The organism is Moraxella bovoculi, assembly GCF_000988745.2.
In the GTDB taxonomy this organism is placed as follows: domain Bacteria; phylum Pseudomonadota; class Gammaproteobacteria; order Pseudomonadales; family Moraxellaceae; genus Moraxella; species Moraxella bovoculi.
Window position 1 is genome coordinate 23,445 of sequence record NZ_CP011381.2, and the last position, 18,432, is coordinate 41,876.

The 18,432-nt window shown below is 47.4% G+C and carries 14 protein-coding genes, 2 tRNA genes and 2 rRNA genes; 12 read left to right on the forward strand and 6 right to left on the reverse strand.

From position 1 onward, the window contains the following. Positions 1 to 16: 16 nt before the first annotated feature. The 5 genes from AAX10_RS00095 to AAX10_RS00115 all read left to right on the forward strand — a co-directional run bounded on the left by AAX10_RS00095 (position 17) and on the right by AAX10_RS00115 (position 4,750). Positions 17 to 93, forward strand: a tRNA-Ile gene (locus AAX10_RS00095). Between the two features lie 9 nt (positions 94 to 102). Next, positions 103 to 178: transfer RNA gene (locus tag AAX10_RS00100), tRNA-Ala, on the forward strand. A gap of 258 nt (positions 179 to 436) precedes the next feature. After that, a 23S ribosomal RNA gene (locus AAX10_RS00105) occupies positions 437 to 3,295 on the forward strand. Between the two features lie 117 nt (positions 3,296 to 3,412). Further along, a 5S ribosomal RNA gene (rrf, locus tag AAX10_RS00110) occupies positions 3,413 to 3,526 on the forward strand. A gap of 168 nt (positions 3,527 to 3,694) precedes the next feature. Further along, positions 3,695 to 4,750, forward strand: a complete 1,056-nt coding sequence (locus tag AAX10_RS00115) for a hypothetical protein (protein ID WP_036361799.1) — start codon at positions 3,695 to 3,697, stop codon at positions 4,748 to 4,750. A 71-nt stretch (positions 4,751 to 4,821) separates the two neighbouring features. On the opposite strand, the gene erpA is transcribed toward AAX10_RS00115, so the two are convergent. Then, complete coding sequence (gene erpA / locus AAX10_RS00120; protein ID WP_036361802.1) at positions 4,822 to 5,154, reverse strand: iron-sulfur cluster insertion protein ErpA; 333 nt, start codon at positions 5,152 to 5,154, stop codon at positions 4,822 to 4,824. Between the two features lie 118 nt (positions 5,155 to 5,272). Here erpA and AAX10_RS00125 point away from each other — a divergent pair, with 118 nt between their 5' ends. The 4 genes from AAX10_RS00125 to AAX10_RS00140 are packed head-to-tail and all read left to right on the forward strand — an operon-like array spanning position 5,273 to position 9,899. Then, positions 5,273 to 7,192 carry an ABC-F family ATP-binding cassette domain-containing protein gene (locus AAX10_RS00125; protein WP_046699509.1) on the forward strand — a complete coding sequence of 640 codons (1,920 nt, stop codon included), beginning with the start codon at positions 5,273 to 5,275 and terminating at the stop codon, positions 7,190 to 7,192. Then, positions 7,192 to 7,803 (forward strand): J domain-containing protein, encoded by a 612-nt coding sequence (locus AAX10_RS00130; RefSeq protein ID WP_036361807.1) that lies wholly within the window; start codon positions 7,192 to 7,194, stop codon positions 7,801 to 7,803. Before AAX10_RS00125 ends, AAX10_RS00130 begins: the two co-directional genes overlap by 1 nt. Before the next feature lie 15 nt (positions 7,804 to 7,818). Then, the gene (locus AAX10_RS00135; protein ID WP_036361811.1) at positions 7,819 to 8,787 is read left to right on the forward strand and encodes a YheT family hydrolase; all 969 of its coding nucleotides are present in this window, start codon (positions 7,819 to 7,821) and stop codon (positions 8,785 to 8,787) included. Then, positions 8,787 to 9,899, forward strand: a complete 1,113-nt coding sequence (locus tag AAX10_RS00140) for a metallophosphoesterase (protein WP_036361814.1) — start codon at positions 8,787 to 8,789, stop codon at positions 9,897 to 9,899. Before AAX10_RS00135 ends, AAX10_RS00140 begins: the two co-directional genes overlap by 1 nt. A 53-nt stretch (positions 9,900 to 9,952) precedes the next feature. On the opposite strand, the gene dapB is transcribed toward AAX10_RS00140, so the two are convergent. Together dapB and dnaJ are read right to left on the reverse strand one after the other, a co-directional pair. Further along, positions 9,953 to 10,753, reverse strand: a complete 801-nt coding sequence (gene dapB / locus AAX10_RS00145) for a 4-hydroxy-tetrahydrodipicolinate reductase (RefSeq protein ID WP_046699510.1) — start codon at positions 10,751 to 10,753, stop codon at positions 9,953 to 9,955. Between the two features lie 121 nt (positions 10,754 to 10,874). Then, positions 10,875 to 12,044: a molecular chaperone DnaJ gene (gene dnaJ / locus AAX10_RS00150; RefSeq protein ID WP_036363706.1), complete on the reverse strand. Its 1,170-nt coding sequence runs from the start codon at positions 12,042 to 12,044 to the stop codon at positions 10,875 to 10,877. Between the two features lie 149 nt (positions 12,045 to 12,193). On the opposite strand from dnaJ, the gene AAX10_RS00155 reads away from it, so the two are divergent. Further along, positions 12,194 to 12,775: a DUF2939 domain-containing protein gene (locus tag AAX10_RS00155; RefSeq protein WP_046699511.1), complete on the forward strand. Its 582-nt coding sequence runs from the start codon at positions 12,194 to 12,196 to the stop codon at positions 12,773 to 12,775. Between the two features lie 51 nt (positions 12,776 to 12,826). Here the strand turns inward: AAX10_RS00155 and AAX10_RS00160 are convergent, their stop codons facing one another. Both AAX10_RS00160 and AAX10_RS00165 read right to left on the reverse strand, forming a co-directional pair. After that, positions 12,827 to 13,798: a DsbC family protein gene (locus tag AAX10_RS00160; RefSeq protein WP_036363699.1), complete on the reverse strand. Its 972-nt coding sequence runs from the start codon at positions 13,796 to 13,798 to the stop codon at positions 12,827 to 12,829. 34 nt (positions 13,799 to 13,832) lie between these two features. Then, complete coding sequence (locus AAX10_RS00165; protein WP_036363696.1) at positions 13,833 to 14,534, reverse strand: pseudouridine synthase; 702 nt, start codon at positions 14,532 to 14,534, stop codon at positions 13,833 to 13,835. A gap of 70 nt (positions 14,535 to 14,604) precedes the next feature. Between AAX10_RS00165 and AAX10_RS00170 the strand changes: the two genes are divergently transcribed. Further along, positions 14,605 to 15,195: a YigZ family protein gene (locus AAX10_RS00170; RefSeq protein ID WP_036363724.1), complete on the forward strand. Its 591-nt coding sequence runs from the start codon at positions 14,605 to 14,607 to the stop codon at positions 15,193 to 15,195. A 329-nt stretch (positions 15,196 to 15,524) separates the two neighbouring features. Further along, a complete protein-coding gene (locus AAX10_RS00175; protein WP_036363692.1) occupies positions 15,525 to 17,135 on the forward strand; it encodes a peptide ABC transporter substrate-binding protein in 1,611 nt (536 codons plus the stop codon). Between the two features lie 297 nt (positions 17,136 to 17,432). Here AAX10_RS00175 and AAX10_RS00180 read toward each other — a convergent pair whose 3' ends face one another. Beyond that, positions 17,433 to 18,422: an LLM class flavin-dependent oxidoreductase gene (locus AAX10_RS00180; protein ID WP_046699512.1), complete on the reverse strand. Its 990-nt coding sequence runs from the start codon at positions 18,420 to 18,422 to the stop codon at positions 17,433 to 17,435. Between the last annotated feature and the right edge of the window lie 10 nt (positions 18,423 to 18,432).

Consider the following 18,432-nt stretch of genomic DNA (forward strand, 5'->3'; position numbering starts at 1 on the left):
GTAAGATGTTTAAAACGGGTCTATAGCTCAGTTGGTTAGAGCACCGTGTTGATAACGCGGGGGTCATAAGTTCAAGTCTTATTAGACCCACCATTAACAAATGGGGTTATAGCTCAGTTGGTAGAGCGCCTGCCTTGCACGCAGGAGGTCAGGAGTTCGACTCTCCTTAACTCCACCATTATTAAACATCAAAAGCATACATAAGCAATTTAAATAAGATTTCTTATTTATGCTTTAACTTTATAAACTGACGAAGTTTATATCACTATTTAACAACGTATATATGAGTCTGGGTTAATTATTTAATTCCAACAAATAATTAACCATGGTGATTGTACCCAATACAATCACCTAAAGTAAAGAGAACTGAATCAAGCGTAAACATAGGTGAATCGTTACACATTACCCATACATTAAAGACCCTTTGGGGTTGTATGGTCAAGTAATGAAGTGCACATGGTGGATGCCTTGGCAGTCAGAGGCGATGAAAGACGTGATAGCCTGCGATAAGCGTCGGTGAGGTGGCAATATCCTGTGACCCGGCGATTTCTGAATGGGGAAACCCAGCCAACATAAGTTGGCTATCCTAACCTTTGGTTAGGAGGCGAACCGGGAGAAGTGAAACATCTCAGTACCCCGAGGAAAAGACATCAATAGAGATTCCCCAAGTAGCGGCGAGCGAACGGGGAGTAGCCGATCAAACTTGTAGTAGCAAAATGGCGTGGGAAAGCCAACCATAGTAGGTGATAGTCCTGTATGCGAAACTGCAAATGCGACATATTAAGTAGGGCGAGACACGTGAAATCTTGTCTGAAGATGGGGGGACCATCCTCCAAGGCTAAATACTCCTGACTGACCGATAGTGAACCAGTACCGTGAGGGAAAGGCGAAAAGAACCCCTGTTAGGGGAGTGAAATAGAACCTGAAACCGTGTGCATACAAGCAGTCGGAGCCCACTTGTTGGGTGACGGCGTACCTTTTGTATAATGGGTCAGCGACTTATATTCTGTAGCAAGGTTAACCGTTTAGGGGAGCCGTAGGGAAACCGAGTCTTAATAGGGCGAATTAAGTTGCAGGGTATAGACCCGAAACCGAGTGATCTATCCATGAGCAGGTTGAAAGTGCCGTAACAGGCACCGGAGGACCGAACCCACTGTCGTTGAAAAGCCAGGGGATGACTTGTGGATAGGGGTGAAAGGCTAATCAAACTCGGTGATAGCTGGTTCTCCCCGAAAGCTATTTAGGTAGCGCCTCGGACGAACACCATTGGGGGTAGAGCACTGTTTCGGCTAGGGGGTCATCCCGACTTACCAAACCGATGCAAACTCCGAATACCGATGAGTGATATCCGGGAGACAGACGGCGGGTGCTAACGTCCGTCGTCAAGAGGGAAACAACCCAGACCGCCAGCTAAGGCCCCAAATTCCTAGTTAAGTGGGAAACGATGTGGGAAGGCACAGACAGCTAGGATGTTGGCTTAGAAGCAGCCATCATTTAAAGAAAGCGTAATAGCTCACTAGTCGAGTCGGCCTGCGCGGAAGATGTAACGGGGCTCAAACTAGGAGCCGAAGCTGCGGATTTAATTGTTTCAATTAAGTGGTAGGGGAGCGTTGTGTAAGCCTGTGAAGGTGTATCGTAAGGTATGCTGGAGGTATCACAAGAGCGAATGCTGACGTGAGTAACGACAAAACGGGTGAAAAGCCCGTTCGCCGGAAGACCAAGGGTTCCAGTCCAACGTTAATCGGGGCTGGGTGAGTCGACCCCTAAGGCGAGGCCGAAAGGCGTAGTCGATGGGAAATCGGTTAATATTCCGATACTTGTTTATGATGCGATGGAGGGACGGAGAAGGTTATGTCAGCCTGGCGTTGGTTGTCCAGGTGGAAGGATGTAGGTAGGTTTAGTAGGCAAATCCGCTAGACTATTACTGAGATCTGATAGCAAGCCAGTTTACTGGCGAAGTGGCAAATACCCTGCTTCCAGGAAAAGCTTCTAAGCGATAGTCATAAACAAATCGTACCCGAAACCGACACAGGTGGTCAGGTAGAGAATACCAAGGCGCTTGAGAGAACTCTGCTGAAGGAACTAGGCAAAATGGTACCGTAACTTCGGGAGAAGGTACGCTGCCGATGGTGATGGAACTTGCTTCCTGAGCTGTTGGCAGTCGCAGATACCAGGCTGCTGCAACTGTTTATTAAAAACACAGCACTCTGCAAACACGAAAGTGGACGTATAGGGTGTGATGCCTGCCCGGTGCTGGAAGGTTAATTGATGGGGTTAGCGTATGCGAAGCTCTTGATCGAAGCCCCAGTAAACGGCGGCCGTAACTATAACGGTCCTAAGGTAGCGAAATTCCTTGTCGGGTAAGTTCCGACCTGCACGAATGGCATAATGATGGCAGCGCTGTCTCCAGCAGAGACTCAGTGAAATCGAAATCGCAGTGAAGATGCTGTGTACCCGCGGCTAGACGGAAAGACCCCGTGAACCTTTACTACAGCTTTACATTGAACTTTGACCTAACTTGTGTAGGATAGGTGGGAGGCTTTGAAGTGGCGACGCCAGTTGCCATGGAGCCATCCTTGAAATACCACCCTGGTTATGTTGGGGTTCTAACTTGAGATTAACAGATCTAAGGACAATGTATGGTGGGTAGTTTGACTGGGGCGGTCTCCTCCTAAAGAGTAACGGAGGAGTACGAAGGTGCGCTCAGAACGGTCGGAAATCGTTCAAAGAGTATAAAGGCAAAAGCGCGCTTAACTGCGAGACCCACAAGTCGAGCAGGTACGAAAGTAGGTCTTAGTGATCCGGTGGTTCTGTATGGAAGGGCCATCGCTCAACGGATAAAAGGTACTCTGGGGATAACAGGCTGATACCGCCCAAGAGTTCATATCGACGGCGGTGTTTGGCACCTCGATGTCGGCTCATCTCATCCTGGGGCTGAAGCAGGTCCCAAGGGTATGGCTGTTCGCCATTTAAAGAGGTACGCGAGCTGGGTTTAGAACGTCGTGAGACAGTTCGGTCCCTATCTACCGTGGGCGTTGGAAATTTGAGAGGATCTGCTCCTAGTACGAGAGGACCAGAGTGGACGAACCTCTGGTGTTCCGGTTGTTTCGCCAGAAGCATCGCCGGGTAGCTACGTTCGGATGGGATAACCGCTGAAAGCATCTAAGCGGGAAGCCCACCTCAAGATAAGATTTCCCTAAAGAGCCGTTGTAGACTACGACGTTGATAGGTTGGGTGTGGAAGCATGGTGACATGTGTAGCTAACCAATACTAATTGCTCGTTTGGCTTGACCATACAACACCCAAGTGGTTTAGTATGAGATAAGTGTAAAGATTTTACCTAACAAGCTTGAATCAATCTTGAATAAAAACAAAACAACAGACTCATAAACAGCGTTGTTAATCCTTTTACGCTGACGACAATAGCAAGATGGAACCACCTGATCCCTTCCCGAACTCAGAAGTGAAACGTCTTAGCGCCGATGGTAGTGTGGTTCGCCCATGTGAGAGTAGGTCATCGTCAGCATCTTATTTGAGGCCACCCCTGTCATTGATAGGGGTGGTTTTTTAAGTTACAATTCATTACTTTAAACTTACTAAAACCCTACTGAATTTTGCTCAAAAATGGCTTATAATATACCATTAAATACTGAGGTATCGTTTTTTATTCATTTTATTGTATAGGATTCTAACTATGTCAATCTACACAACGAAAGCCAGACGCCCATCATGGCGTGGTATCCTTGCAGGACTTTTAATGGGTCTTGTGGTGTCTATGATCATGCTAGCATTGGCACTGGTGCTAAGCTCATTCTTGTCGCTAGACTTGCGTGGTGCTGGTATTGCAGCAGGTATTTATGCAGCGGTAACAGCATTGTTGAGCGCTTTTGTGGCAGGTTTTTTTGCTGTCAAAGCATCAGCGCCAGAAGCATTATTTGGTGATGGTACGGACATTTTGCCAAAAGACGCCGCATTGACTGGTATCTTGACAGCCGCCGCCATCGTGGTCATCACTTCTGTTTTTGCCATGAACAGCGTGTCAGGCATCGTAAGAACAGCAGGTAATGCGGTTGGCACGACAGCGAGCGCCATCGGTGGTGCTGCCAGTGCTGTAACCTCTACGGCAGCGACAGTAGCAGGTGCAGGTGTGGCAGCTACTAATTCTGACGGTGTCAATATTACTGACCGCGCCCAAGAGCTTTACCAAAAAGCGACTGGCAACATCAGCCGTCAAGACATCGAAGCGTGGGTGGCTAAAAATAACGACACCTTTGACCAAGCGCAAATCGGTGCAACAGTAAATGTGCTAGAAGGCATGCTTAACGAAACTAAAGCTGATTTGGCAGAGATGGATTTTACTAATCTAGACACCTGGAAAAACATTGACCAGTATGCTAAGCAGCGTGCTGACGAAGTTGAGGGTGTTTTGAAAGATCAAGAGCTTGTTAATCGTCTACAAGCTGAAGGTCTAAGCCAAGCTCAGGCGGTTGAAGTGCAACAAGAAACTTTGGCTTCTTATCATGAATACCGTGCAGCCACCGAGCAAGCAGTTGCTGATGCACGAGTAAAAATGGAACAAACACTACAAACTGCCGAAGAAACTGCTCGCAAAGCGGCTTTGTATTCAGGTCTGTTCTGGTTAATCAGCACGCTACTGACTTTCTTGGCGAGCATCGCTGGCGCACGCACTGCCGCTGCTAACTATCGCTTGGCTGCCGCACCAGTCGTACTGCGTGATGAGCACAAGTAATCAATTTTAAAATTGATCAAAAAACCTGCCAGCTGGCAGGTTTTTTTGAATTTAAATACAATGAAATTAAATTAAATCGAAAAGGACGAACCGCAGCCACAAGTGGTGGTGGCGTTGGGGTTATTGACCACAAAGCGAGAGCCTTCTAGCCCTTCGACATAGTCGATGGTTGACCCGTGCAGATATTGATAGCTTAAGCTGTCAACAACCAAGACTGCATCGCCATTTAGGAAAGTTGCGTCATCCTCCTCCATGTCTTCAGCAAAATCAAAGCCATAAGAAAACCCTGAGCATCCGCCGCCTGTCACATACACGCGCAGCATCAGCGCCTCATTGCCTTCGGCGGCTTTTAGCTTGGATAGTTTTTTGGCGGCATTATCGGTGAGAGTCATTACATTGTTCATTGTAGTCTCTTGATTTTATTTTGTTATTACAGTGATTATACCATAATTGGTGCAAATTTTATTTATGCAAGGGGTAGGTCTGCTATAATATGCAAATCTTATTCTTGGAAGATTTGTCGTGATTGAATTTAAAGATGTGGCGGTGCGCCGAGAAGGGCGATTGCTGTTTAGCGAAGTAAATTTACAACTTCACAAGCCACAAAAAATTGGTTTGACGGGTAATAACGGTACGGGAAAATCCACCTTGTTCGCCACCATCTTGGGTGAGCATCAGACGGATGTGGGTCAAATCGAAATGCCTAGTAATTGGCAAATTGCTCACATGGCGCAAGAAGTGCACGCCACGCAGATGCGCGCCATTGATTATGTATTATCTGGTGATGGCGAGTGGTATGAGCTTAATCAAAAGCTACAAAACCAAGACGAGCTTTCCGAGAGTGAGATTGCGCCGATTTATGGGCGTTTCGAGGAAATTGATGGTTTTCGTACGCCAACCAAGGCGGCGCAGATCTTATCTGGGCTCGGTTTTGGTGGAGATGAGCATAAGCGTGTAGTAGCGACATTCTCTGGTGGTTGGCGAATGAGGCTTAACCTGGCTCGCACACTCATGCACAGGGCTGATGTGCTGCTGCTGGATGAGCCGACCAATCACTTAGATTTGGATGCGATCTTGTGGCTCGAAGAATGGCTGTCGAAATTCGATGGGCTTATCATGCTGATCAGTCACGATCAGGAATTTTTGGACGTGGTTTGTGGGCATATTTTACACATTGAACATGGTAAGATCACACTATATACAGGTAACTACAGTCAATTTGTCCGTACGCGCAGCGAAAGGCTAGCACAGCAGCAGCAAGCCTTTGAAAAACAGCAAGCAACTCGGGCGCATCTAGAAGATTATATTCGCCGTTTTCGTGCGAAAGCAACTAAGGCAAAACAGGCTCAGAGTCGTATTAAGCAACTATCGCGTATGACTGAGCTGGCGCCTGTGATGGCGGACAGCGCATTTAGCTTCCAGTTTTATCCGCCCAGCCATATGGCAAGCCCATTGATTAGTCTTGAGAATGCATCGATTGGCTATGATGATAAAGCGCTGATTACCAAGGTTAATCTGCAGATTACCCCTGATGTTCGGCTTGGTATTCTCGGGGCAAATGGTGCGGGCAAATCAACCCTGATTAAGGCTTTGGTGGGTGAATTGCCGCTCATAGATGGTAAGCATAAAGTATCCGAAACCTTAAAGCTTGGCTATTTTAATCAACATCAGATGGATTCATTAGATGATAATGCTACGCCGATGGTCATGTTAAGACGTTTGGCAGGTGCGACTTCGGATGCAGATTTGCGCGCATTTTTGGGGAGTTTTGATTTTCGTGGTGATAAGATTGACACGGAATGCTGTCTGTTCTCAGGTGGTGAGCGTGCACGACTGACATTGGCGCTCATCGTGTGGCAGCGCCCTAATGTGTTGGTGCTTGATGAGCCGACGAACCATCTTGATTTACAAATGCGAAATGCGCTGATGCTCGCCTTGCAGAACTTTGAGGGTGCGCTGATTTTGGTATCGCATGATCGTGGATTGATTACATCGGTGTGTGATAGCTTGATCTTGGTTGCAAATGGTCGCGCTGATGAATTTACAGGCGACATGGCAGACTATGCTGAGCATCTAAAACAAGCCCGTCTTGAAAAACAAGCGCGTAGCAATGCTGTCTCTGAGAGTAAGCCTCCTAACGATACCAAAGAGCTGTCAAAGGAAGAAAAGCGCAAGCTTGCCGCCCAATATCGCAATAAAACCGCACCGCTGCGCAAACAGATTGACAAGCTCGAAAAGCAGCTAGTAAAACACAGCGAAAATTTGGCAAATATCGAGGTACAATTGTCAGATCAAAGTCTGTATGACGATACGAATAAAGATAAGCTGTTGGCGTTGTTAGCTGGGCAAACCGACGCCCAAAAACAGCTGGCAGAAGTTGAAGAGTCGTTACTCATGGCGCTGGATGAGCTTGAGAATCTGGAAGCGTCTTTGGAGATCTGATGTCAAGGCAGTCTGATTTGGTTGATTATTATCTGGTGCTTGGTGTCTCTAAGTCGGCAAGTCTGCCCGAGATTAAGCGCGCCTACCGTAGGCTTGCGCTCATCCATCATCCTGACAGACAGGGCGATCCTGCCCAGATTGTGCTGATTAATGAGGCTTATGCCACCTTAAAAGACACCCAAAAACGCGCCAAATATGACGTGATTCACGCCGTGCATTTTAGTGCAATGGGGCAGGTGACTGCCAAGGCCATGACACGCATCCGATCATCGCAGACCATCATGACTGGGCTTAGAAAATTTGAGTCTCATGCGCGAGCTTTGTCTAACTTTGCTCAAACACAACTACAAAAGAACGACGGCCAGCTCCTAAAAAATGCCAAAACCTTGCTGATGAGAATCAATCAGCTGTCCAAAATGGCAACCAATCAGATGCCAATCATCGCCATGGATGCCAAGATTGCCAGCCAAGGTGGCGATATTTATTTTAATCATCATGGGCAGATGGTGCGTGCAAGCTTGCCGGCGGGGCTGAGCGATGGCGCAAAAATTAAGCTGATGATTAAAGGTGAGCCCGTTTGGTTTGTAATTAAGATAAGAAATAATGAATAAAAATGAGAGAGCGTCATGAAAGAGAATCAATTTTTGCCACCGCTGTGGCTAAAAAATCCACATTTACAGACAATTTTACCGCGTTATCTGGTGAAATTTACACCAAATTATCAGCGCAAGCTATTAAAGGACTCTCTTGATGAGAGTGATGTGGCTTTTGACTTTCTGCCGATGGATGATAAACGTGGCGAAGATGGTCGATTAGCCACGCCGATCGTGGTTTTATTTCATGGCATGGAAGGCTCAAGCCAAAGCCACTACGCCAAAACACTTGCCAAAAATGTGCAGGCAGCGGGGTTTCATTTCGTGGTGGCGCATTTTCGCTCCTGTGGTGGTGTGGCAGTTTCTGGCAAAGTGTTTTATAATGCAGGCGACACGGCCGAAGTGCATCATTATTTAAAAAATCTAAACAAGGAATATCAAACAGTCTATGCCATCGGCGTGTCGTTGGGCGGTAATGCATTGGCCAAATACATGGGTGAATATGGTCACGACGCCATCTGCCAACGTGCGGTCGTGGTCTCTGCGCCGGTGGATCTGGCAAGTGCATCCATCGCCATGGAGCGATTGCTCGGCAAAAGAATCTATACCCCATATTTATTAAATCCGATCATCAAAAAAGCCTTAGAGAATCGCTTGACTGATGCAGAAATTACCGCATTAAAAGCTGCCAAACGAATGGGTGATTTTGATAATGTATTCACCGCACCAAGGCACGGATTTCATTCTAAGAATGACTACTACCGTCAAGCATCTGCATTGCCTTATCTTAGATCAATCAATAAGCCAACCTTAATTATCACCGCCAAAGATGATCCGTTTTTGGGTGTGACGGCAGAGGCGGGCGATGTGTCAGAGGATGTGAAATTGCTCGATACAGCCTATGGCGGGCACATCGGCTTTGTGGGTTATGATTATGCCACGCGCACGTTTGATTTGGATTTTGTGGCGAATCAAGCCCTAAGATTTTTTGGGGAAGGCTGATGCGTATTGTATTTATGTTAATCACGGTTGCTTTGTTTCAACTGTGTGCCTTTATGGTGGGTCGTGGGATATTTTGGTTGATCCAGCCTTGGCTGCCTAATGCGCGAACGTGGGTGGTGATTGCCACCTTGGTGGTGAGTAATCTATTTTTGGCGACGTTATTCCTTGGGCAATTTCGCATTGCGCTGGGTTATTTATCGGTGCTTTGGCTTGGTGTGCTGACCATTGCCGTGATTTGTGTGATGAATGTATTATGCCAGAAGCTAAGCCTTGCAAATGCGCAAGTTTATGACGTGGGCATTCGAGCGGCTGCGCTGTGCGGTTTCGTTGGGCTGATTGGCATGTCGCTTTATAATGCCTATACGCCGACAGTGCGCCATCTATCAATACAAATTGATAAGCCAATGGCTCATCCTGTGCGTCTGGCATTGGCGTCCGATCTGCACCTAGGGAGAATGTTCGGGGTGAATCAGCTTGAGCAGTTGGCGAATATTCTAAAGCAAGAACGTGCCGAACTACTCCTAATGCCAGGGGATATCATGGATGATAATACCCATGTGTATGAAGCGCAAAACATGCGTCCCGCCTTTGGTTCCGTAGTCTCTGCTGCCAGTAGCGGTGTGGTGGCGAGTCTTGGCAATCACGACCTGTATGATGTGTCATCTCGCCGCGCCATTGCCGAAGCGGTACGTGCCACAGGTGCGGTATTATTGGATGATCAGGTGGCTGTCATCAATGTAGGAGGTGTGCTGTTGTCCCTGATTGGTCGCTTTGATGATCATAAGACAGACAGAAAAACAACCGAGCAGCTATTGGCAGAACTACCCCAAGAAGCCCAAGAGTATCCTGTCATCCTGTTGGATCATCGCCCAAGTCAGGTTGATGAGAATGTGCAGCTGCCCATCGATGTACAGGTGTCGGGACACACGCATAATGGTCAGATTTTCCCTGCAAACTTCATCGTAAAAATTCTCAATCGAGTCAGCTACGGACATAAAGAAATTAACAATACGCACGTCATCGTATCGTCAGGCTATGGCTTTTGGGGGATTCCTTTTAGGCTTGGTTCGCAGTCGGAGGTTTGGGTGATTGAATTATCGGGTAAGAAATAATTGGAATCATAAAAAAAGCGTTCATTGAGAACGCTTTTTTTATTTGACTTAATTTAAGTCTTTAGACCTAGCACATCCTGCATGTCGTACAGTCCAGCAGGCTGACTGCTTGCCCATACGGCAGCACGGACAGCACCAGCTGCAAAGGTCATGCGGCTCATCGCCTTATGGGTGATCTCGATGATCTCGCCATCCATGATAAATCCAACCGTATGCTCGCCCACGATCTCGCCACCACGAATCGCATGCATGCCGATTTCGCCTGCGGTGCGCTTAGATTCACCTTGTCTTCCGTGTACGAGCGCTGTTTTTAGGCTTTGATTGCGGGCATCGGCGACAGATTTTGCCATCATAAGGGCGGTGCCTGATGGCGCATCAATCTTGTGCTTGTGGTGATGCTCGATGATCTCAACATCCGCATCCATACCAAGCACCTTGGCGGTGGTAGCAAGAAGATTTAGGCTCAAATTCACGCCAGTGGAGAAGTTGCCCGCATAGACGATCGGGATGAATTGACTGGCTTCTTTTAGCTTGGCTTCTTGATCTTCGGATAAGCCTGTTACACCCATCACCAGCGCAACTTTATTGATGACGCATTGCGCCAGCACTTCATCAAGCGCTTCTGGTAGACTAAAATCAATCAGCGCACCCAATTCTGCGACATCTAACGTCGATAATGCGATGCCATTTTTGTCAGAGCCGATAAATTCGCCTGCATCCACACCGATAAGGCTCGAGACACTACGCACGAATGCGCCTTTGAGGGTGGTATGTGGATTATCCAGCGTGGCTTGTAATAGCATTCTACCCATGCGACCTGATGCGCCCATGATACCGATGTTGATGCTGCTCATGATGATCCCTTATTACCAATTAAAAGTTTGTGAATTCACTTTGATTATACCCAAAAATTTCACAAATGAAAATGCAAAAAGCACGGCAATGATTTACCGTGCTTGTTTTGGGCGTGTTTGATTAATCAAAAAGGTCTTTTACGTCGTCTTTGATTTTGTCAAAAAAGCCTTTTTTCTTGGCAGAGGCTTGATTGTCTTTACCAAGGCTGGCTTGGAATCGACGCAGTAGCTCTTTTTGTTCGTGGGTCAGGTTGGTTGGTGTCTCAACGATGATGCGGCAGATCAGATCGCCTTGCATTCCGCCACGAACCGTGGTTACGCCTTTGCCACGCACGCGCAGCAGTTTGCCATTTTGAGTACCTTCAGAGACTTTAATCTTGAGGCGACCATCCAAAGTAGGCACTTCAACTTCATCGCCAATGGCAGCGGTGGCGATATCCACAGGAACATCCATGTGTAGATCGGCACCGTTACGTGTGAAGATCTCGTGCGGTTTGACATGGATTTCTACATACAGATCGCCATTTGGCATGCCTGCATCACCCGCTTCGCCTTTGCCTGATAGGCGCACGCGGTCGCCATCGTCCACACCGGCAGGGATGGAGACTTCTAGGGTTTGAGATTTTTGTTGTTTGCCTTCGCCGTGGCAGTCTGGGCAAGGGTTTTTGATGGTCTTGCCAGTGCCATGACAGTCTGGGCAAGTCTGCTGCATGACAAAGAAGCCTTGCTGCATGCGAACCTGACCTTGCCCATGACAAGTGCTACAGGTGGTGATGTCAGCGTCTGACTTCGCGCCTTTGCCGTTACAGGTGCTACAGCTGACTGATGAGCTAAATTGAATCTCTTTTTTGCAGCCTTTGACAGCCTCTTCTAGGCTTAGGCTTAGGCGATAAAGTAAGTCGGAACCCTTGCTGGCACGAGCGCGTGATGAGCGAGATCCACCAAAGAAGTCGCCAAATCCGCCACCAGAACCGCCGCCGAATGCCTGACCAAAGATGTCACCAAAGATATCGCCAAAGTCGCCATGGAAGCCACCAGCGCCGCCGAATCCGCCATTATTCATGCCTTGTTCAAAAGCATCATGCCCCATGCGATCATAGCTGGCGCGTTTTTGGGCGTCGGAGAGCACCTCATAAGCCATTGTCGCTTCTTTGAATTTCTCTTCAGCGCTTGGGTCGTCTGGATTTTTGTCAGGGTGGTACTTCATCGCCAAACGGCGGTAGGCTTTTTTGATTTCTTTTTCGTCAGCCGACTTGTCCACACCCAAAACGGTATAAAAATCTCTGCTCATATTAATTCCACAGTGTCAAAATAGTTTTGCCTTTTATGGTGGTTTTGCCTTATTTATCAAGTTAAAAGCGCCGAAAAATCGCAAATTTTTCTAAGGCTTTCACCAATTTATGGCAAAATAATGCATTCATTGTCATTTTGGATTTGTTTATGAAAACTGCCCTAAAAATAAGCCTTTTTCTGCTCGTTATTGTCTTGATCATCGCAGGCGTGTCACCGTATTATCGACTTTATCAGCTCAATCAGGCTTATGAGAGAGGTGATTATCTGCCCATTGTGCAGGCGGTGGATTTTGATACTCTGCGCAGCAATCTAAAGACACAGCTTTATACCAATGCGGATAACCTTGCTCAAGAAGTGCCAAAAGAGCTTGAATTTCTAGGAATTAATCAAGAAAAACTTAACAATATAGCTAAGACTATGATCGATGGTAGTATTGACAATGTCATTACATACGATAATGCCATTCGTCTAAGCAAGGGCGAGATACAAGCAACTGATGCCAGCATTGCTGATTTGGTCGTATTGGGCGATGCGTGGCAGTCATTGGATGATAGCGAGCCAAACCAAGCGACAGATGTCGATCAGAATAATGATAAAAATCATCAGCTTGGCTACCGCGGCATCAACTGCTTTTCTGTAAAGACAAGCGTGCAAGGCAAGGATGTCGATGTTCGACTGTCTCGGCATGGGCTGACGCAGTGGAAGATAGATAATGTTATCCTACCTTAATGGCAAGTATGAATGGACGGTAAACCTTGAGTAATTTACCGCCCATTTTTTCTATTTAATATTTAGAAATTCTAAAAATTCTTCGCCATTAAAATCACCTTGGAACAGCTCGCCTTGATCGTTGAAGATGGCAGGTGTGGCAAATATCGCCAAAGACTGTGCGGCGAGCTGGTTGTGGGTAAGGTTATTCTCGTCGCCTTGGCAGGTTGCTCTGATGCGGATGCCACGCATGGCTGCAGAGAGTAGAGAGGCGCGTTTGGTATTGTCGCTTTCGCACCAAATTTGTCGCATCGGTTCTGGTGATTCATCATAGACAGGGTAGCCGATCGCCTTAATGGTGATTCCTTTATTATTGAACTCATTGATTTTACTATGGAAAATCTTGCAATACGGACAGTTGATGTCGGTGGCAATATAGACCACAGCGCGCTCGGTGCCTTTGGCGGGGTAGATGGCTAAGGTTTCTTGATCGAGCTGGCCTAGGGCATGGCGATTCTTGGCGTATTCAAAGTCAGTGTCTAGACCTGCAAACAGACCATCTTCGATGACTGAAATCTCCCCATTGATGAAATAACGTCCATCACTGCTCACCAAAAATGGCGTTCCACTGGCAGAAACGCCCCACAGCAAGCCATCAACATTCGTGTGGTAGAAGGCGGCTTGTTGATCGATGTTTTTTAGAACTGTCATGTTGGCAAGCAGATCAGCCTTATGAGCATTCGTGATGGGTGTGCCGGCTTTGGCCTTTGGGTGGTTGCCTGTGGCTGCTTTTGGGCTTGGATTGGGCTCGATGTTGCCTTGAATGACATAGTTTAGGTCATGTGTGATGAGTAGGGGCTCTTGACCTTGCCCAAGGCTAAGCAGCAACAAGGAGCTGATCGGGCTCGGCTGTATGCTCTCAACAGGAATGCTAAGACCAGCGCCGTTAAGGGTGGCGCGAATCTGCGCTTCGTTAATGTTGGCGTGCGCCGTACCCAAAGATAGAATAACGGCTAGACTTAAAGATTTTAGTAAAGTTTTCATATTTTTGGTTCTTTAAAATTAAATGATAGCAATCTTAAAATTGCTCGATTTCATCAGCTGTTAAGAATCGGCTCTCACCCATCTCAAGCCCATCAAGTGTAATGCTACCAATACTGGCTCGGTGGAGCTCTACGACTTTATTGCCAAAATAACCCATCATGCGCTTGACCTGATGGTATTTACCTTCGGTTAGTATCAGCACAGCATGAGTCTCATCGATGAATGATAGCTCAGCAGGGCGCGTCTTTTCAGTATCGCCTTCTAACAATATCCCGTTGGCAACTTGTTTGATTGCGTGGGCTTGTTCGTCTGCGTTCATCGAATTGGCTAGAGTGATTTCGTAGCGCTTGGGTTGATGGCGCTTGGGGCTGGTCACACGATGCAGCCATGCGCCATCATCGGACAGCAGCAACGCACCTGTGGTATCTACGTCCAGTCGTCCTGCGATGCGAAGGCTGCCAATCTCTGGCACAGCGATGAGATCGGTGACGATGGGGTATTCTTTGGCTTTTAGAGTGCATTCAAAGCCATCTGGCTTATATAGTAGGATGTAACGATTCCCCTCTGCCACGCTTAAAGGCTCTCCCGCCCACAGTACTTCATCATCGGCTTGTATGTGTACGCTACCGTCTTTGATGATCTCATTATTGACGGTGATTTCGCCTGCATGCAGGACTTTTTTGGCTTCTTTACGAGACAGTTCAGTGGCTTTGCTTAGGAATTTATCTAATCTCATGTGTTGTCTTCATTTAAAAATCATGGCGTTTAGTGTATCATATTTGGCTTATTATATGAAAAAATTTCACATGAGCTACCATACCCTAGCCGCGCCATGCGATGCGGCTTATGAAATCAAAAAAAGCGAATTTCTTGCTTTTGCCTATCCGATCAACATCAAAGAAGACGTGATGTTTCACGTGGAACAATTAAAATCACGCTATCCAGACGCGCGCCATCACTGTACGGCCTACATCATTGGCGATCCACATAATACCACGCGCGCAGGCTTTGATGATGATGGCGAGCCCAATGGCACCGCAGGCAGAACGATTCTAAATGTCTTACAGCACAAGGGCATTGGCAATGCGTTGGTGGTTGTAGTTCGTTATTTTGGCGGGATTAAGCTTGGGGCAGGTGGTCTGACCCGCGCCTATGCGACAGCCACGCAGATGGTCGTGGATAAGATGGATTTGGTGGAATTTATCCCAAAATCTGTGGTGAAAGTGAGCACGGACTTTGCTAACGAAGCCCAAATACGCTATCTGGTGGGACAGGCGAGCGGTGAGATATTATCAGCAGAATACTCTGATAATGTGACGATGTCGGTGCAGCTAGACAGTGAGAAGGTTCAGGCATTTAGCGAGAGTCTAGGCATCTATGGAGAGATGAGCGAATAAACACAAACGATAAAGCCCTAACATCAGTTAGGGCTTACCGTATGGGGGTTTTGCTACTTGCGCTATCCTTAAATTCTATCCATAATATCAGCGTTCATCCATGTTGGCATATCCATTCGCCGTATTCCTTGCTGATGGGTGTATTATGCCAAGTTCTAGCAGGGATGAAAATACGCCAACCTCTCAAATGTGTGTAAGACATTGACTACAAACTTGTACCTATCCCACATCTATGTAAAAATATTATTCCAAATAAGAATAAAGAAACCTCTATGCCCGATTCATGACAGTGTTAAAATACCCCAAAGATTAACCAACCCGAGGTTCTTATGAATTTTACCAAGCACAGCACCACCGCATTGGCATTAGGTGTGATGTTAGCACTCACAGGCTGCGGTAATAAATCCGCCACAGACACCGCCACCAAAACAGACAAAACCACGCTCACCATTAACAATGGCGCTGAGATCAGCTCCTTAGATCCGCATAAGACAGGCGGTGTACCGGAGTCGGGTGTGGCGCGTCAGCAGTTCGTGGGGCTCACGACAACCGATGCTGATGGTAAGCTCATCGCAGGCATTGCTGAGAGCTGGGAGACTAGTGATAATATCACGTGGATCTTCAAGCTGCGTGATGCGAAATGGTCAAATGGCGACGCCGTCACTACCCAAGACTTTGTTTATAGTTTTCAGCGTATGGTGAATCCAGAGACTGCTGCCAACTTCGCCAACTTCGTGGCAGATGCTAAGTTCTTGAATGCTGGCGATATCATCGAGGGTAAGCGTAAGCCTGCAGAGCTGGGTGTCAGAGCGTTGGATGACAAGACCTTACAAATCACGCTGTCTGAGGCGGTGCCATATTTACCGCAGATGCTTGCTTATACCGCAATGCGTCCTGTTCCCCAAAAAGTCGTAGAAGCGCTTGGCGATGCTTGGGCAAAACCTGAGAACATTGTGGTTAATGGCCCGTACATCATCAAAAATTGGCGCGTGGGCGAGAGAATGAATTTCGTTAAAAACCCTCATTATTATGATGCGGATAATGTCGCCATTGAGAATTTGGTGCTGTTACCGATCGACAGCGGCCCTACGGATTATGCGCGTTATCAGGCGGGCGAGATTGATGTGACTTATACCGATGTGCCAAGCGACATTCTGACATCTGTCAAGGGTGATGACGTGAAGACGTCGCCATCGTTCTGTTCGTATTATTATGAGATGAACGTGAATAAGCCGCCATTTAACGATGTTCGTGTTCGTCGTGCCATGACCTTGGCGCTAGACCGTGAGACCATCGCCGAGAAAGTCGCCGCCCGTGGCGAGACGCCTTCTTATCAGATGACCCCAACGGTGGTGTCGAATAACCCAAATTACACCCCAGAGTGGCAAAAACTTGATAAGGAAGCGCGCATCGCAGAAGCCAAGCGTCTGTTAAATGAAGCAGGCTATAATGAGCAAAACCCGCTAAAATTCGACCTGCTGTATAACACCAGTGAGAACCATAAAAAAGTCGCCGTCGCAGCACAGTCTTTATGGCAAGAGGCGTTAGGCTTTGCCAAAATTACCCTTGTCAATCAAGAATGGAAAGCATATCTGGCCAGCCGCCGTAATCACGAACATCAGATGGCGCGTGCGGCATGGTGCGGTGATTATGACGATCCCGCAGCGTTCTTAAACGTCATGCGTACAGAGGGTTCGGGTAACTATGGCGATTATTCTAGCCAAGAATATGACAACCTATTAAAGACGTCTTTGAACAAGTCAGACGATGCTGAGCGTGCCAAGGTATACCATCAGTTAGAGGCGATCTTGGACAAAGATGTACCGAACGTTTGGGTGTATTATCAAGTGAATGCTCGCGTGGTTAAGCCTTACGTGGCAGGCTATTCGACTAACGACGCCTTGGGCAATTGGCAAGCCAAATATTGGTCGATTAAATAATCGAACGATTCATAAAAAAGACTTGGTGTGCGCCAAGTCTTTTTTTTACCCGTCAGAGTAGAACTATTGACCTCAATATAAAAAGACCGCAATTAATGCGGTCTTTTTAGGTGGGAGGGTTGTTACTACTTAACTACTTGTTGCATCATCCTTAACTTCTATCCATAAGCCACAGCATTCATCCATGCTAGCGCATCCATTTGCCGTCTTCCTTGCTGCTTGGGTGTATTATGCCAAGTTCTAGCAGGGATGAAAATACGCCAACTTCTTAAAATACTGTAAGTTTTAGCTTACATGCTATATCGAACGCACAACGTCAGCGAACAGCTCGTAGGAGTATTTTTGTTTGGCTTTGTCATGAATGTAGCTGACTGCCATTAGCTCATCTGCTTGAATGCGTGATTGTAGCTCTTCGATTTGTTCTTTGGCAGTGGCAGGCGAGCCAATGATGCTGCACGCCATCATGCTTTTTGCCATGTTTAGAACGTGAGGCGGCACATGACTTTCGATGTCCGCAACAGGTGGCTTCATGCCGGAGCGATCGCCCGTTACTACATTCAAGAAGAACTGAAGACTTGTCGTGGAGAGCAGTTCGGCTTCATCATCACTGTCTGCGATGATGGCGTTGATGCCTACGATGACCTGCGGGGCGTCGAGCACGGCAGATGGCTTAAAGTAGTTGCGATAAATGTCCAACGCCTGAGTCAAGAATCTCGGTGCAAAGTGAGAGGCGAATGCATAAGGTAAGCCCAATTCCGCCGCCAAATAGGCGCTCTCGGTGCTTGAGCCTAGGATATAAAGCGGCACATTAAGCCCCTTGGCAGGGTAGGCGCGAACCTTTTTGCCCTGATCATCATCGCCAAAATAAAATTGAAGCTCCTTAATGTCGTTAGCAAAGCTCATCGCGAAGTCATCTTGATGGCGACGAATCGCACGCGCGGTCTGAGGATCTGTACCCGGTGCACGACCAAGCCCTAGATCGATACGGTTCGGGTATAGGCTTGCCAGCGTGCCGTATTGCTCTGCGACGATGAATGGCGAATGGTTGGGTAGCATGACGCCGCCCGAGCCAACTCGGATCGTGTTTGTTTTATCAAGCACGCGCTGAATCAGCAGGCTGGTCGCTGAGCTTGCAAGATAGGGCATGTTGTGATGTTCGGCGATCCAGTAGCGTGAATAGCCTAGCTTCTCAGCGCGCTGCGCCAGATCAACCAAGTCGTCCACGGCGTCGGTAAAGGTCTCACCATCGCGAAATGGCGCTAGGTTTAGGATGGATACGTCAGTCATAATGGTTCTC